The 14,795-nt window shown below is 65.1% G+C and carries 17 protein-coding genes; 11 read left to right on the top strand and 6 right to left on the bottom strand.

Annotation, left to right across the window (positions count from 1 at the left end; translation table 11 throughout):
• Positions 1-215 (bottom strand): hypothetical protein (locus FHG71_RS24075; RefSeq protein WP_218014199.1); only part of this gene is annotated, 215 nt, incomplete at its 3' end.
• 499 nt (positions 216-714) lie between these two features.
• On the opposite strand from FHG71_RS24075, the gene FHG71_RS21420 reads away from it, so the two are divergent.
• The 5 genes from FHG71_RS21420 (at position 715) to FHG71_RS21400 (ending at position 4,769) form a co-directional block, all read left to right on the top strand.
• Entirely contained in the window at positions 715-1,413 is a 699-nt protein-coding gene (locus FHG71_RS21420; RefSeq protein ID WP_139083730.1) for a helix-turn-helix domain-containing protein, read from the top strand.
• A gap of 1,306 nt (positions 1,414-2,719) precedes the next feature.
• Positions 2,720-3,217, top strand: a complete 498-nt coding sequence (locus FHG71_RS21415) for a hypothetical protein (RefSeq protein ID WP_139083729.1) — start codon at positions 2,720-2,722, stop codon at positions 3,215-3,217.
• Positions 3,214-3,519, top strand: a complete 306-nt coding sequence (locus FHG71_RS21410) for a hypothetical protein (RefSeq protein WP_139083728.1) — start codon at positions 3,214-3,216, stop codon at positions 3,517-3,519. The genes FHG71_RS21415 and FHG71_RS21410 overlap by 4 nt, the downstream gene beginning before the upstream one ends.
• 23 nt (positions 3,520-3,542) lie before the next feature.
• Positions 3,543-4,049 (top strand): helix-turn-helix domain-containing protein, encoded by a 507-nt coding sequence (locus FHG71_RS23770; RefSeq protein WP_176559561.1) that lies wholly within the window; start codon positions 3,543-3,545, stop codon positions 4,047-4,049.
• Between the two features lie 540 nt (positions 4,050-4,589).
• A complete protein-coding gene (locus tag FHG71_RS21400; protein WP_139079881.1) occupies positions 4,590-4,769 on the top strand; it encodes a hypothetical protein in 180 nt (59 codons plus the stop codon).
• A 565-nt stretch (positions 4,770-5,334) separates the two neighbouring features.
• Here FHG71_RS21400 and FHG71_RS21395 read toward each other — a convergent pair.
• Entirely contained in the window at positions 5,335-5,835 is a 501-nt protein-coding gene (locus tag FHG71_RS21395) for a DUF4396 domain-containing protein (protein WP_139083727.1), read from the bottom strand.
• 557 nt (positions 5,836-6,392) lie between these two features.
• Here FHG71_RS21395 and FHG71_RS23765 point away from each other — a divergent pair.
• A complete protein-coding gene (locus FHG71_RS23765) occupies positions 6,393-6,653 on the top strand; it encodes a hypothetical protein (RefSeq protein ID WP_176559559.1) in 261 nt (86 codons plus the stop codon).
• 543 nt (positions 6,654-7,196) lie between these two features.
• On the opposite strand, the gene FHG71_RS21385 is transcribed toward FHG71_RS23765, so the two are convergent.
• Together FHG71_RS21385 and FHG71_RS21380 are read right to left on the bottom strand one after the other, a co-directional pair.
• On the bottom strand, positions 7,197-8,495 hold the full coding sequence (locus FHG71_RS21385) for a hypothetical protein (protein WP_139083725.1): 1,299 nt from the start codon (positions 8,493-8,495) through the stop codon (positions 7,197-7,199).
• A 281-nt stretch (positions 8,496-8,776) separates the two neighbouring features.
• On the bottom strand, positions 8,777-8,896 hold the full coding sequence (locus FHG71_RS21380) for a recombinase family protein (protein ID WP_139083731.1): 120 nt from the start codon (positions 8,894-8,896) through the stop codon (positions 8,777-8,779).
• Positions 8,897-9,381: 485 nt separating this feature from the next.
• On the opposite strand from FHG71_RS21380, the gene FHG71_RS21375 reads away from it, so the two are divergent.
• Positions 9,382-9,693 (top strand): hypothetical protein, encoded by a 312-nt coding sequence (locus FHG71_RS21375; protein WP_139083724.1) that lies wholly within the window; start codon positions 9,382-9,384, stop codon positions 9,691-9,693.
• 102 nt (positions 9,694-9,795) lie between these two features.
• Here the strand turns inward: FHG71_RS21375 and FHG71_RS21370 are convergent, their stop codons facing one another.
• A complete protein-coding gene (locus FHG71_RS21370) occupies positions 9,796-10,305 on the bottom strand; it encodes a GNAT family N-acetyltransferase (RefSeq protein WP_139083723.1) in 510 nt (169 codons plus the stop codon).
• 283 nt (positions 10,306-10,588) lie between these two features.
• Between FHG71_RS21370 and FHG71_RS21365 the strand changes: the two genes are divergently transcribed.
• The 3 genes from FHG71_RS21365 (at position 10,589) to FHG71_RS21355 (ending at position 13,116) form a co-directional block, all read left to right on the top strand.
• Entirely contained in the window at positions 10,589-11,119 is a 531-nt protein-coding gene (locus tag FHG71_RS21365) for a VPLPA-CTERM sorting domain-containing protein (protein ID WP_176559560.1), read from the top strand.
• 1,345 nt (positions 11,120-12,464) lie between these two features.
• Entirely contained in the window at positions 12,465-12,740 is a 276-nt protein-coding gene (locus tag FHG71_RS21360; RefSeq protein WP_139083721.1) for an AbrB/MazE/SpoVT family DNA-binding domain-containing protein, read from the top strand.
• The gene (locus tag FHG71_RS21355) at positions 12,727-13,116 is read left to right on the top strand and encodes a type II toxin-antitoxin system VapC family toxin (protein ID WP_139083720.1); all 390 of its coding nucleotides are present in this window, start codon (positions 12,727-12,729) and stop codon (positions 13,114-13,116) included. The genes FHG71_RS21360 and FHG71_RS21355 overlap by 14 nt, the downstream gene beginning before the upstream one ends.
• A gap of 97 nt (positions 13,117-13,213) precedes the next feature.
• On the opposite strand, the gene FHG71_RS21350 is transcribed toward FHG71_RS21355, so the two are convergent.
• Entirely contained in the window at positions 13,214-14,089 is an 876-nt protein-coding gene (locus tag FHG71_RS21350) for a PAS domain-containing protein (RefSeq protein WP_139083719.1), read from the bottom strand.
• Between the two features lie 296 nt (positions 14,090-14,385).
• On the opposite strand from FHG71_RS21350, the gene FHG71_RS21345 reads away from it, so the two are divergent.
• On the top strand, positions 14,386-14,640 hold the full coding sequence (locus FHG71_RS21345; RefSeq protein WP_425467383.1) for a recombinase family protein: 255 nt from the start codon (positions 14,386-14,388) through the stop codon (positions 14,638-14,640).
• The last annotated feature ends 155 nt before the right edge of the window (positions 14,641-14,795 follow it).

Below are 14,795 nucleotides of genomic sequence, written 5' to 3'. Positions count from 1 at the left end.
GCCGCATCCACACCGGGGTCCCTCTTGAACGCCGATCCAGGGTCCCGATCCCGTGCCGATTGACACACACCGTAGGTCCGCACCGTGTTGGCTGCGTCCGCGCCACGGGCGTCGTACTGCGCCTGCTCGGCCCGTTGGCGGAGAATGTCGTCGGAGAGGATGACCGCCCCGGCGTCGAAGGGATAAGCAGGAAAGACGGAGGGGAGGCTGGTCATGCTATGTGCCCGCTAACCGGAGTTATCGGTCACAACAGCAGGGCGGCCCTGTCGTACCGTAAGGTAGGCATCGTTGGGCCTGCTCTTGCAGTCGATCTCTAGTCAGTCAGCTTTGCATGTCTTTGCTAATGAAAACAACTCGGAACCAGGGCTGGTCACCTAATGGCCACTCACAAAGCTCGTTGCTCTGGAGGCACAACTCCGGCACGATGATGTGAACCGCTGTCCGGGCACCGAGTCCGTGCGGCGCGAGGAGCAACCTTGGGGAGGGCACCCGCCCAAACATAAAGAAGCCCGCCAGTGGCGGGCCTCGATATCCGGGAAGAAACCGGGAATGCTGTGTCTTGACAAACTCAGCTTCCCACATCTTCCCGGCCGATCGCAAGAGCTTTCTTGCCACGGGAGAGCTTTGCCCTCGCGCAAGTCCGCGCCGGGCTGAGCGCCTCCCGGTGGATGGCCCCGCCCTGTCGGTTCCCCGCAACCGAGAGGACCACAAGACATGTTCACCACCATCAGGGCCGTCCTGAGCGGAGCCCCAACTGGGCCAGCCTCTCAGCCGGTCCGCCGGGGCTCCCGTCTGGCCGGGCGCTGCGAGGGCACGTTCTGGCGCGCGACCTGCCGCCAAGAGGTGGGCCGCATCCTGCTGGCCGCGCGGCGCTTTGATCTCGTGGGGCGCCGGGCCGGGCGGCGCAACGGCCCTCTGGGCCATGTCGCCCTCGAGGTGCTGGAGCTCCTGGGTCATCTGGTCCGCTACAGAACCGGCCGTCTGGAGCCCTCGCTCGACTACCTCATGCGCACGCTCCGGCGCTCCCGGGACGCGGTCGTCCGGGCCTTGGCGGCACTCCGGGCCCACGGCTTTCTCGACTGGCTCCGCCGCTATGTGCCCACAGGGCGAGAGGGCAGGGGGCCTCAGCTGCGCCAGACCAGCAACGCCTACCGCCTGAGCCTGCCCGCACGGGCGCTGCGCCTCCTGGGCACCCAGGGCCAGCCGGTCCCGCTGCCCGACGACGTCCTCCACGCCCAAGCGGCCCGGCAGCAGGAGCAGGAGACCCACAGGTCCAGCCTCTCCCTCGACGCGTTGGCTGTTATCGAGGTCGACGACACCCAGCTGGGTCAACTGCTCGCCCAGCTCGGACGCCGCGTGCAGGAACGTGAGTCCGCCAAGCGGTCGGAATCCAGATCTACCCTTCTCTCCTAGAGAAACTGCGCCCGGGGCGGGCGTCAGAAGGGCTGAGAACAGGTCAGAGCAGGCGGCAGCCGCCGTGCCTGACGGGCAAGTCTATACCCACCCTGAACCCGCCGCAGGACCGCGAACCGGCCTATGTCTGAAGCGCTCCAGCCCGTCGACGCACCTCAGCGCCCCAAGCCTCGCAAGCTCCCCTTGAACCGATCCGCCGAACGCACCCGGAAGCCGCCCAGAACCAGTTCCACAAGCGCACCGTTCTCTCTCGACACCACCTCACACCTGAACCGGCTGCGCAATCGCCTCACCAGGGCGGCCTCGACCTCGGTACGTCGGCGCTGCCGTTCTATCAAAGGCTCCGCACTCTCCGGCAATCAGCCCCGAAGGTCCGCCAACCAGAGCTCCAGCCCATCCACTATCGCAAGAAGCTCCGAACGCTCTGGTCCGCTTGCGGTGACGTCGTCCTCTCGTCAGATCCGTCCGCCACAGAATACCCCTTCATACCCCTTCCACTCGCCACAGCAGGCCCAGGAGTCTGATGCTGCAGGACAGGCAAGCCCAAAGACTTGAGCTCCACAGGCCCTATGCCGATGATGGCAGCCCCAGCGATCAGAACGTAAAGGAAGTCAGCTACGTAGCGGAACGCACCGTTGCCACGACACGTCAGGTGGTAAGCTGGCGCGTCCAGCCATGTTCTAGGCGCATACCAGAGATTCATGAAGAGCGCTTCTGCACGTCTCGCTTCGGCTGTAGAATGAAAGGTGAACATTGGCAGCGTCATGCTGCTTGTGAACTCAACAGGAGCGCGTCTCCCTGCGCGCGGAACAAGCAGGGGCATCTCGCCGGTCGGTTGGAACATGACAGTGGCGTCGGGATGCAAAGGCCTACCATGGGGCGGGGTCACAGGCGAAGCGCAGTCCGAACGGCCGAAGCGCGACCCCCGGTGCCAGACGCGGCATCGCAAGTAGCGGCCAAGCTCACAGGGCGCGTCAGGCCGCTGTGAGAGCTCTAAGCGGCGGTCGGCTCCGGCCAACACGGCACGCGACGGGCAGCGGGACCAACCCGGGCATACGCCGGGGGCTGGTCGTCCTCTGCCCGTCACAACGATCTCACCAACCAACACAGACCTCTGTCCTGCAGACCGACACTTACAGCTAGAGAGATACACGCGAGGCTCATGACCGTGGCGACCCCACCTCCGATCCTGTCGAACCCCGGCGACCCTAGGAGTGGCCCAGCGAGTTCTCTCAAGGCAGCCGACCCTTCCCCTCCTTCGTCCGGTCCATCTGGCCAACCCGCCCAGTCCGACCTCGGCGTAAAGGTGAAGGGCTCCCATGAGGAGGGCCACAAGGTCATCGGCACCCACAAGGCGCTGGGCATCATCTTCGGCACCGACGCCCCCGAGCAGTCGAGCGCCCTGCTGCACCACTGCTTCAAGGTCCTGAGCAAGGCCGAGGCGGGCGGCGGCACCGAGACCGAGGACGAGCGCGTGTTCATGCTCTCCATCGTCAATGACCTCGCCCCGCGTGACGCTGTCGAGCGTATGCTCGCCGTTCAGATGGCCGCCACCCACGTGGCGCTCATCCGGGCCGGCGGGCGCATGGCGACCTGCACGCTGCTGAACCAGCTCGAAGCCCACACCACCGCCTACACCAAGCTCGCCCGCACCTTCGCCGCCCAGGTCGAGGCCCTGCGCAAGCACCGCTCGGGCGGGCAGCAGAAGGTCACGGTCGAGCACGTCCACGTCCATGCCGGCGGGCAGGCCATCGTCGGCCACGTCGAGACGGGAGCGAAGGACCGGGGGGTGGGTCAGCCATGAAGGATGGCGCTGACCCCATGCACCCGGACTGGCGCACGGCGCTTAATCAAGCCAACGCCGCCCCGCGCTGCCACGCCCGCTCCAAACGCACGGGCGAGCCCTGCCAAGCGCCCGCCGTCACCGGCTGGCAGGTCTGCCGCATGCACGGTGCAGGAGGCGGGCACCCGGCCGGACCCGCGCACCCGCGCTGGGTTCACGGCCTGCGCTCGCAGGAGTGGACCGAGACGCGGAAGGCGATCAACGACCTGGCCCGCGAGGCCCGCGAAATCGAGGCGCTGATCGGGGAGGGAACCAAGGCGTGAGCCAGACCGCCGGAGGCTCGTTGATGACCGGGGCTGAGCTGCGGGCACACCGGCGTGCAGCAGGCCTGAGCCAGGTGGAGCTGGCCCGGCAAGCGGGCGTCACCCGCGACACCGTGCGCTACTGGGAAGCCAAGCTCCGCGTGAACCTACACCAGATGGCGCCCCAACGCTTCATGGAAGTGCTGGGTCTTGGGGGATTACGGAACGCTAACGCGCGCGCGCGGGGATGGGGTCTTACTCAGAACGACCCCATCCCCGCCTACATCGCAACGCGCATGGCGGCCGCAGCGGCTCGCCAGAAAGCACGCGAGGCCGAGCGGGCGGCGCGCGCCCACGTCCCCTGTGGCGCACGGACCCGCAAGGGCCATCCCTGTCGCCTTCTCTCCGAGCCGGGCCAGCGTCGCTGCAAGTTCCACGGCGGCAAGAGCACGGGTCCCACAACCCCCGAAGGCCGCGCCCGCATCGCCGAGGCGCAGCGCCGCCGCTGGGCCGCCTGGCGGGCCGCCAAGGCAGCGGAGCCGGACGCATGAAACCAGCCAAGGCCCCCCGGAGATCAAGCTCTCCAGACCAGTTTGGATTGCCCGGAAACCCCTGACCTGGGCGGCCTTGGATGAGGACGATCCGGCTGGAAGCCGAAGGCCGAGGACATCCACTCCCCCGACGTGAACAAGCTCCGCCGCGCTGGATACCTAGAGCCCGGGTATCGGCGCTCGCAGGAGTGGGTTGAGACATGCCAAGCGATCAACGTCTTGGCTCGCGAAGCCCGCGAGATCGAGGCGCTGATCGGATGAGCCATCAACTCCCACCCATCCCCGACCATGCACCGCTCAAGCCCTGTTCCTTCTGTGGCCATTGGAACCGAAGAGCACCGAAAAACCCTAAGAGCGACCAGCCTTTGTGCCACACCGCAGAAGCCGGATGCTGAGCGGAAAACAGCCATGTCCGGCTCGCTGTCTCGGCAACCCTGATCCTGTGGTCGACGCCGGGCACCCGTTCCTGCCAGTATCGGATCAAGCCCTTCAATCCGCCTCCGCAGAAGGCGTGAGAGGGCCAAGGGAGGGGCGCTGCTCATGGTTCTTGCTCACCTGCTCGTGGGCCTCCTGGCTGGTGGCCTTGTCGGCATGGTGCGACTTATGACGGCTCCGCAAGTCTGGAGCGCGCTCGGCTCCTACGCCCTCGCTGGCGGCCTGGCCTTGCTGGCCAGCGCGCTGCTCTCGCTGGCCGCCCAGCGCGACCCCGATGACACATGAGGAGCCGATGCTGACGAGCCGCCAACGGCTGGCCCTTCCCTCTGGGGCTCTGCCGGACCGCACGGATACCGAGGGGGCGTCCGTGGCGGCGTCCGTGCCCCCGAGTGGCTGCTTGTGGAGGGGCTCCACCCTCCGCCGGCGATCGCCGTCCGGGGGCGCGGCAGCCGCGAAGCCCCCACCTTCCTCCCGAGCGTGGTGTGTGAGAGCGCGAACCCTCTGCCGCGGAACTTACCTAAGGGGGACAGAGGCAAGGCCCATGGCCAGTCCCAGCCCCAGCAAGGCAGCACTAGTGGTTATGATCTCGAGGTTGAACCCTAGCGCGTCTGCGGAGCCCAGCGCCACGCTGTGCACAGTGCCATTGTAGCCGCCCATCAGGGCCACCGTGGTAATCACCTTCCGGAACGGCAGACCGAGGGGGACCACGAAAACCGCCGCGATCAGGAGAACTTGCAGGGCGAGCCAGGGGCCAGAGTTAGATCGCGGTTAGCGGGACCAAGGCTCGCTTAAGTCGTACTGCTTTTGGACTGCGACCGCAGTTTGAGGTTGAACGCACGAGACCTGTACCTCAGTGATGGCCGTGGTGTTCATGCACGAGGGCATGGCCCCAGCCCCGGACAATGAGCCAGCGGTTGACCGGGAAGGCGGCCGCCCCAGCGATCAGCAGGGCCACAGCGAGGCTGCCCCAGAACAGAAGACTGCCCAAGCCCGCGTGCATGGCGCCGGGGATCAGGAGCATGATGGCGTTGTCCACGATCTCCATGATGGTGATGGACACGGTGTCGGCCGCCAGCGCCGCGCCCAACGCCGCCCCGAAGGCCAGGCCGGACCGCAGCAGCGGCAGCATCGTGAGGGCGTAGCCGAAGAGAAAGGCCAGCACGACCGCGAGGGCGATTGTGGCGCCGTTGCTCCAGCCCAGGGCCGTGCCGATCACCATCCCCAGCACCTCGCCGATGGCACAGCCGGTAAGGCAGTGGACGGTGGCGCTGAAGGCCAACTGGTTGAGAGAGACGCTGGTCGCTTCTGATGAAGCACGATGGGATTGGGCGTGGTGGTCAGGATGGGTCATGACAGCCCTCCGAAGATGAACTGCCGTGCAAGCTGCTCCTTCCTATCATAGGAAGGTCAATAGACTTTGTCGAACCGAGCCGACCACTCGGATTAAGATTGCCGTCCCACACGAGCTTGCCCCGTGAGGCGTCCCAAGCGGCTGCAAAAGGCGGCTTTGGGGAGTGTGGTGGACAGGGGCTCCACCGAACGTCGTCATAGGTCTCCATATTTCATTGGGTTCCCTGCTTGCTAACGGCACCTGTCCCAACATTCGACCCATCGTTGGCGCGTGGGATTGTTAGTTTTCGGGGTCGGGAGATCTCGCGTGAGGCTTGAGCGAACCCCCGGGGCTGCACATGATCTCGACCGGAACGACTTCCGCGGAGCGCGGTTGATCCTCCAAGGGGTCGGGCTGCACACCTTCGCGTCCCTCATGTCCCCTGGCCACGACCGTGCCCACCTGGGCCCGGGGACAGCGGCCCAAGATCCCCTCCCCGCGCCGCTCCGTGGCTTCGGCAAGCGCGGGGAGGCGGATCGGCGCTCTCCGTCGTCCTGGATCTGTCCGCGCGAGGTCTGATGTCTGACTACCCGCTCGATGAGCTTGCCGCCCTGAGGGACCTGATCCCTCCCGATCTGGGCCCCGAGGTTCTGGACACCTGGAAGCGCACCGGAGCGGCAGCCCTGACCGAACGGGGGCAGTTCTCTCCGAACGAACTGGAAGGGGATGGTGCGGCTCAGGACTACAGCGCTCTCGATCGCTTGGACGCGCGCGCCGAGGCCGAGCTGGTGGCCGCCTTTATCGTGGCCGCAGGTGTTCACGGGCGCCGCGAGGCCTGAAGGCCAGCCCGCACCCGAGCCGGCTTGTCTGTCCCAGCTTGGAGGCAGAAGCCGGGAGGAAGGTGGAGGCCTCGCAGCGGCCGCGCCCCCGGACGGTGATGAGCGCAGCCGGATACCAGCTCCCTCCTGCGTCGCCACTCGGGGGCACGTGACGCCGCACCGGACGCCCCCTCGGTATTCGCGCGGTGTGGCCGGGGCTACAGGAGCGAGCGCACGACCACAGGCGACCACGTAGGAGTGAGCCCGGCCTAGCCGGGCTCTGTTGCTGGCCCGGCAAGCCGACCTGACCAGAAGGCTCAAGGTTACCGGCCGCTCCCCAGCCAGACGTAGAGCGGCACCGTGGAGGCCGCGCCGAAGCCTGAGCACCTCGTTGTAGGCGGGCCAGTTCCGGGTCTTGTAGGCGGAAGGTGGGGGTCTGCTCATACACTCCAGCTATCTCGCTGGACTCACGAGGTGAATCCCCTCAGGCGATTTGCATAATAAAGCCGCCCCGCTCCAACCAACAGGTTGGACGAACGGATGGACCAAGCGCCGTCTCAAGTGTCACATGCGGCGCAAACTCCCCAGGGCGTGTCGGAGCGGGCGGACGATGCGTCCTACCAAGCTGGCCTGTTTCTGCCTGAGGAGGAGGTCGGCCTCGGCTAGGCGCTTCTCCCGTTGGTCGAGCTGCTGCCGAAGCGCCTGGATCTGAGCGTCTTTGCGCTTCCGCATCTTCCGCATCTTCTCGTCCTTCGTCCGCAGCCTGTCCTCGATGCGGGCCAGTTCGGCCTCCTGCTCCTCGCTCCTGCTCTGAAGCGCAAGGACCTCCTGAGAGCTGGTGACGGGAGGGACGATATCGTGAGATAGCAGGGACAGGTCGAGACAGGACAACTGCGCGGCTAGGCCGGAGGCAAAGTGCTCGTCGGGCTCGTACAAAGGCTTCTGGCCCAGCGCGGCCCGAATATCCGGGACCGAGACGTCCAGTGGCACCTTGGCTAGGTAGCGCTCGGCGTTGCCGGTCATCACGGCGTGTGGAGCGAAGCGATCCAGCGTTGCCTTATGGAAGCCGGGGCCGCGCAGGTAAAGAATGTCCCGGAACACCGGAGCCAGGAACCGCAGGCAATCGCGGAAGAAGCTGTCGCCAATCACGGCGAGCCGCAGAGGTGTGGCAGAGCGGGGGCTGTGCATCAGCACGATGTTCAAGTCGTTACCCGGCAGGAACTTCCGGTTGTCCCAAGTCTTCGGGTTGAGACTCTTGTCGCGGAGGACAACCCGGGGGCGCGGGTCTTTCTCGCCCAGCATACTGGATAGGTCGCCCTGATAAGTCCCGCTTTCCCGCTCGAAGTAATCATTGATTGCATAACCGAGATTCCAGCGGGCCAGCGCGGCTTGCGCCACCAGGGCGCGGCCAAGATCGGTCAGATGCGTGTCGGTCTCTAGGAACGGAAGATCAGTGCCGTCGAGCTCTCGGAGCTCCTCGACCGGATAGAGTGCCCAAGTTGCGCCGTGAAGCGGGGCTGCGGGGAGAAAGCTGCGGACATAGAGGCTCTGCACCCGCTCGCGAAGGGTAGCGGGCAGGGCGCGGGTCATGACCACCGGCTTCGAGGGGAAGACCACGTGGAGGTAGGGGAGGCGTCGCTCGCGGCAGTAGCGCGCGCGGTTTTCTAGATTGGACCAGAAGGCGTGCACATGGGCGGGGTCGGGGGTCTCCTCCGCCTGGAGATAGGCAAACTGGTCCTGAGCCCCGCTATGCAGGAAGAGCCAGCCGTTGGGAGCGACAAGCACGTCGCCCCGGATGGTCAAAGCTTCCGCTATGGTCTGCGAGGCTGCGGCCCCAGGTTCTTCTGACGCGGTGTCGGCCACGGTTTCCTCAGCAGATCAAAACGTGCTTGTCCCTTGAAGACTCGACCGCAGCGCGGGGGTCGCGGCGCGAAGGCGTCACACAGTTGCCCGGGATAATCAAGCACTTGAAATTTCTTCCCGCCTACGAATGCTAGAACTGTTTCAGTGCGGGAGGCTTTGCGTCAGATCGAACGTAAATCGCTTAATTACAATCCGGTTAAGCCGTAGCAGCAAGTTGAACTCTGTACGGACGTAGCACGCTTGATGAAGCAACCTAAGGGGTTGACGGAGGTGGGCTCCACCTACCCAACAGCGACCCTGATCTCCCGCCTGAGCACGTTCCGTACAGTCGTCGCGTGCCACTGTCCGCCCTTGGCCGTCCTGACCCCGCGCGCATTCAGCTCGGCCGCGACCTGGCGCAGGAACGCCCTACGGGCGCCCCTCTGCGTCGTCTTGGCCGATCAGCCTGCCCACCTCCCGGACGGACACTGCGCCCCGCCTTCGTCGCTTTCTATCGTCCTGCGGGGTGACGGCACGGGCTGAACTGACTGGGCGCGAACCGTAATCCCTCAAAGGTCCACGCGGGGTCTCCTGCCTCCCGAAACCGGACGTCTCGGGGCCACGATGGGGGATGTCCTGGGGGAAGACTTGCCCGCGTCGGTCCAGCCATCCACGACAGCAAGGGATGCGATGCCCCATGATGGCGCATGGCGCCCGCCATACCCTGAGGCGGGCCGTTTGGCTGTCTTGGGGCTGACCCACGCCGAAGCCCTCACGATCCGCCGCTGCCTGGCCAGCTGTGCCCAGCCGACCTGCCGGCCAGGCGCCTTGTGGCGCATGACAGAAGCCGCTCTAACATCCACCCGCGTCGCCCAGGGGCGGCCATTCACAGCGTTCCGGCCTTATCATGATCCTGCGTCTCGTTCCTGCCCTGATCCTCGCTGCCGCTGCAGGCGCCGCATCCGCTCAGGGCACACTCGAGGATGCTTGGGCCACGGTGGCGGGCCGAAGCTCAGCCAGCTTGGCTGCCTCCGGTTGGACGGTGATCGACTCCGCGGGTCTGTCACTTCCGAACGGTGCGCAGGCGGTTGTGAGCTTCTGGGAGCGTCATGTCTACGGCACGCAGGAGGTGATGCGGTGCGTCACGATCTTCGACATGGAGTTCAACCAGACCAGTGACACCTGCGCTCAGGCTTTGCGCCGCATAACGCAGCCTTGAGCCTCGATCCCTGTCCGGCCGCTGCTGAGTAGGCGGAGCCCCCCTCCGCTGTAGCCGTCCGAGGGGTCTCAGAGATAACCAACATTGAGGTTCGGGACACCGTTAAGGCTTCTGGTGGCGCCAGATGTGCCCCTCGTGTCCGCTGGCCGTCCGGTCGGCCCGCTCCGGAACCGCACCGAGACGGCGCGCGACGGCCTGCGAGGCGTGGTTGTCGCGGTTGATCCAACTCATCAGAGGGCCATGGCCAGTCTGGTCGTAATACCAGTCGCGCGCGGCGGCGGCGGCCTCGGAGGCGAAACCCTGGCCGTCAAAGCCCTCGAACAGATGCCAAGCCAGTTCGGGCTCATCGTTGTGGTGATGGAAGATCGGGCCCGCGCGGCCGACGAAGCGGCCGGTGTCGCTCACCTCGATCGAGAAAAGGCCATAGCCGCGCAGCACCCAATGCCCGATATCCGCCAGGAGCGTCCGCCACTGGGCGTTCGCGTCGGCCAGGCCGCCTAGGAAGCGGGTCCGCTCCTCGGACCGGCCGAAAGCGCACAGGGCGTCGAAGTCGCTCTCCCGTGGAGGGCGGAGCGTCACACGCTCAGCGGTAAGGGTTGGGCCAAGGATCATGCGTGCGCTTTAAATCGGGGCGGTGTTGCGCTGTTGGCCATACCCGCTCGCTGCTGCAAGACCCCAGGCGGCCCGTTCCCGTCTCAACAGGCTTAAACCGTGGGAGCCGTCCTAAATGGTCAGTCCTGTGTCGTGCTGGGACCGAACGTGCTGGGGTGCACGGAGCACCGCGTCAGAATCTAGGCGGAATTTAGCCCAAAGTGTGTTTACAGTCGGCAAGAACCTGCTAGCTCTTGGACGTGACCCGCAGCGGTCGACTGAAACCAACAGCAGGACGCTCTCCATGTTTGACACACTGAAGGTTGCGGCTTTTGCCGCAGCAATGGCGCTTGTGCCGGCGGTTGCCTCGGCGACGACAACGCTGGCGCCTGGGGGCAGCTATGACCTGCTGGCGGACGACTTCTTCTTCGATGGCCAGTTCAACATCGGTGATGCTGGCAACACCTATACCATTGCGTTCACGAACAGCTCGGACAAGTTCGCGGCGATCAGCATCCTCGGAGCGACGGTCCAGCAGCTTTCGGCCGCGTTCACCGATGGCGTGACCTTCACATTCGGCAGCCTTGACCCGGTCAAGATCGCTCAGGACGTCAGCTCGGGCTTTGAGACGTCGCTGACCGTAGCTGCCGGAGAAACCGTGAACTTGAGTGTTCAGTTCGGACAGGTGGTCGACACGGGCGTTCGCAAGGGCGGTGTCGCTGACATCGACTTCGCCGTCGAAGCGGCGGTGGTCCCAGTGCCGGCCGCTGGCTTGCTGCTGCTGACGGCCATGGGTGGCCTGGCCGCGATGCGCCGTCGCAAGACGGTTGCCTGACACGCAGGTCCTAATGCTGGCCAGGTGTTCGACTACACGACTGGCCCGCTTCTCCTGAGCGCCTTGAGCGGTTTCGATCTGGGCGGCAAACATTGGTCGGCCTGACCTCACGAGGCCGGAGGAAGTCTCTTCCGGCTTCTTGGAAAGGGCGTGAACGCCGTCATGGTTATACGCCTCAATCGCGACGGCTCCGTCATGGCGGTTAACTAAGGCTTTCTCCCGTAGCGCAGGATTGCAGATGCAGTTGGCAGTGATGATGGTGGTGGCCGGGGTGGGTGTGGGCGCTGCTCTTGTGAGCCTGCAGGCCGGCTATTCTGGTTGGGTGGCCTTCAGCATCTACGCTCTGATTGTTGATGTGGTGGCCCTAGCCTGCCTGATCGGAGGTGCCCTCATCAGGAAGCTAGCCGCACTCTGGACTGCACTGGCCCCTAACACCCGGTCAGGGCTCGCACCAAGCTCGCCGGAGCTGTCCCGCTAATCCGGATTCGAGAACGGGAAGCCGCTGAGAGCAGTCAGGCTTTCATACGTCTAGGAGAACATGCTGCTAGGGCACGTTCCACGGATCCTTTCGCAAGATCTACTGAGCCGGACCTACCATCGGAGGCGTCGCTCGGACGGCTACGGCGGAGGGAGGCTCCGCCATTGATGGCGTTAAATCCCTTTATTTTATGAGCTGGACGGAGCGACATGGGTGATCGTTCCGCCGCGCGTCCCCCCACCTGTGCTCTGAGGAGTCAGGTTTCGGGGCTCAAGAGACCCTGCGCCAGGCGTGAGGAAGGCGCGGACCACACCCGGTCCTAGCGTGGCCGAGATCCCGCACCTTGCGAGCCATGCCTGCTACGCCCCGTCCAGCCGTTGACCGGCGGTTATGTGTCCGGTCATCGGTCCGGGCATGACCGAGACCATGCTCACCCCAAGACAATCGGCCAGGCGCATAGGTTGATGACCCACGAGCACCTCTTGGCGGGCATCTTGGCAGTCGCCGTCCTCATCTAGCCAGTGTGGCCACGCGTCCCGGTCGTAACCGCGGGGCCGCTCGGGCTTGACGCGAACACGATCAAGGAACGCAAGGGCCTGCACCACGGCAGTCGTTTCGGTTCCGTCGTGGGACGAGCCATCATTCCCTATGCGTGGACCACTAGCCTTCTCCAAATCGTGCGCCAAGGCGTCTAGCCACGCCTCCGTCTCCTGCACGGCCGTGGCCGCAGGTTCGGGCCGCCGCTCCCTTGGCCGACATTCTCACCGCCGTTCTCAGTTTGGGCTCCCACAGGCGCATACTGCCCTTTGACTTGCGACAGATGCTTTCGGCGGCTATCTTACCTTTGTCTTACCTGAGGAGGTAGCCATGGCTGCGTCTGATCCGCTCACCACCACTGTATCGACTAAGGGCCAGGTGATCCTGCCCAAGACGGTACGTGAGAGCCGCCGCTGGAATGCGGGCACGCGCCTTGTGGTGGAGGACACGCCCGAGGGCGTGCTCCTGCGTCCCGCGCCTGTCTTCCCGCCCACTCGTCTCGATGAGGTGGCCGGCATCCTGCCTGCCTCGGGACCGGCCCGGACGATCGAGGAAATGGATGCCGCTGTTCTCAGGGAGGCGACACGGCGGCATGGTCGCGATTGACACCAACGTCCTCGTCCGCCTGCTTACGAACGACCATCCCGAGCAGTCGCCCCGGGCCCGCGCGCTCCTGGAAGGCCACCAGGTGTTCGTGAGCCTCACGGTGCTGCTCGAGACCGAGTGGGTGCTCAGGAGCGCCTACGGGTTTGCGTCCGAGCGCATCTATGCTGCGCTTCGAGCCGTGGCCGGGTTACCCCAGGTGCAGGTCGAGGCTCCGAACCGCCTGGCCCAGGCGCTCGAGCACGCCGAGGCCGGGCTCGACTTCGCAGATGCCCTGCACCTCAGCGCCAGCGAGACGACCGAGACCTTCGCCACCTTCGACATGCGGCTCATCAAGGGCGCGCAGCGGCTGGGGCTCACAGCGGTCCGCGAGCCCTGACGAGATTGGCCAACTCAGCGATCAGCCTACAGGCGCGGCACGCTCGTTGAGGGCGGGTATAGGGAGAGCACCTTGCACCGCGCTACAGTGGCGCGCTCTACCCTTGATGTGCCCCTTGATGTACCGCATCGGTCAACGTGCCTTCGGTGCGCCTGGCCTGGGTGATATCAAGGACAATACCGCCGAAGTGCACAGCCCGGTGCAGGCCGGCCACCTCCTCGAATGTCACGGTGCCTTTCGCGCGCATCCAGTGCACGGTGCTATCGGGCCAGAGCACGCGATACTGACTGCTGTATCTACCGGGACCAGATGGATCGAGCGCACGGTCAATCCGTTCAAGCACCGCAGACCGGTCCTCGGGATGCAAGCGAGACTGGAACACTTCGTCTGTTTCCTCCTCATCCGAAGGCAAGCCGAAGGCGGCTCTGCACTGAGCCGACCAGTAAAGCTCTTCCGTGATCGGGTCCCATTCGAAGGTACCAAATTCTGGGAACTGCTGCGCCAGCCGAGGTCTCACTCCCCCGTCCGGAAGCCCTGTTTGGGCTGCTCGCGCAGCAACTTCGGCCATCTTTTTATCGTGGATGTCCTCAAGGGTCCCAAACCAGTAGCGGATCTGGCCCTTGTCATCGAGCTGAGGCGCAGCGCGCCTCCGAAACCATCGGGCTTCACCATCGGCTCGGCGGAAGCGGTACTCAACTTCGAGCGCTGCGCCTAAATGAAGAGCGCTAATCCACGATGCGGCCGCTTGCTCGCAGTCCTCAGGATGGATCAAGGCTGCCCAGGCGTTCCCCCTCAGCGCATCAGCCGGCAAGCCGGTGTAAGCTTGGTACGGCTGGTTCGAATACAGGGTTGTGCCATCCGCATCGGTGACAAAGGCAGGATAGGGGAGCGCGTCCAGGATGGTCCTTGTGGACGGCTCCAGACGCCTTACCAAACCACTTCGACCCACCAATTGCAAAAGCTCTGTTAGCATCCCACGCTGACCTGATTGCACGCACCGTCGGCCCAAGGTCACTTAGGAACTTTCCTACTCCAGCAAACCCCCGAGGCGCCAGACACACTGGTTGTCACGACAGACTGCTCTCGTCAGGACGTTCCAGAAAACGACCGTTTACAGGTGAGGCGCGGGAATGAGAGCCGAAGGGCTTGCGGTCCACTCGGAAACCCGTTCCGGTTGCTGTGTGCAGAAATGCGGTGCTAACGCATGTTTCCGAGTGGGTCAGGTCGGAGCCAGGTGGGTGGACTGGGCAGGTTGAGGGAGGGATCGAGATGGCCGATGTGCGGCTGGGCTACATGCGAGTGTCCAAGGCGGACGACAGCCAGACGCTGGACCTCCAGCGCGACGCCCTCCTGGCCGCGGGCGTGAAGCCCGGCCGCCTCTACGAGGACCTGGCCTCGGGGCGCCTGGATGCCCGCCCCGGGCTCACGGCCTGCCTCAAGGCGCTCCAGCCCGGCAATACGCTGGTCGTGTGGAAGCTCGACCGGCTGGGACACGACCATCCTCATGGAGATGACCACTCGTAACTTCTGCTCCCGCCCGAGACGGTGGACGACTACCTGGGCCCGGACATTCTGGTCCGGTCACGTCCGTCAATGAGGTGAAAGACCCTTACGCTCAGGACTCATAGCCAGAACATGACGGTTGCGGCCAAGGCGATGGCCGAGAGAAAGACCTTGGG

The organism is Rubellimicrobium roseum, assembly GCF_006152145.1.
GTDB lineage: Bacteria > Pseudomonadota > Alphaproteobacteria > Rhodobacterales > Rhodobacteraceae > Rubellimicrobium > Rubellimicrobium roseum.
This window is presented reverse-complemented; position numbering and strand designations above follow the sequence as displayed.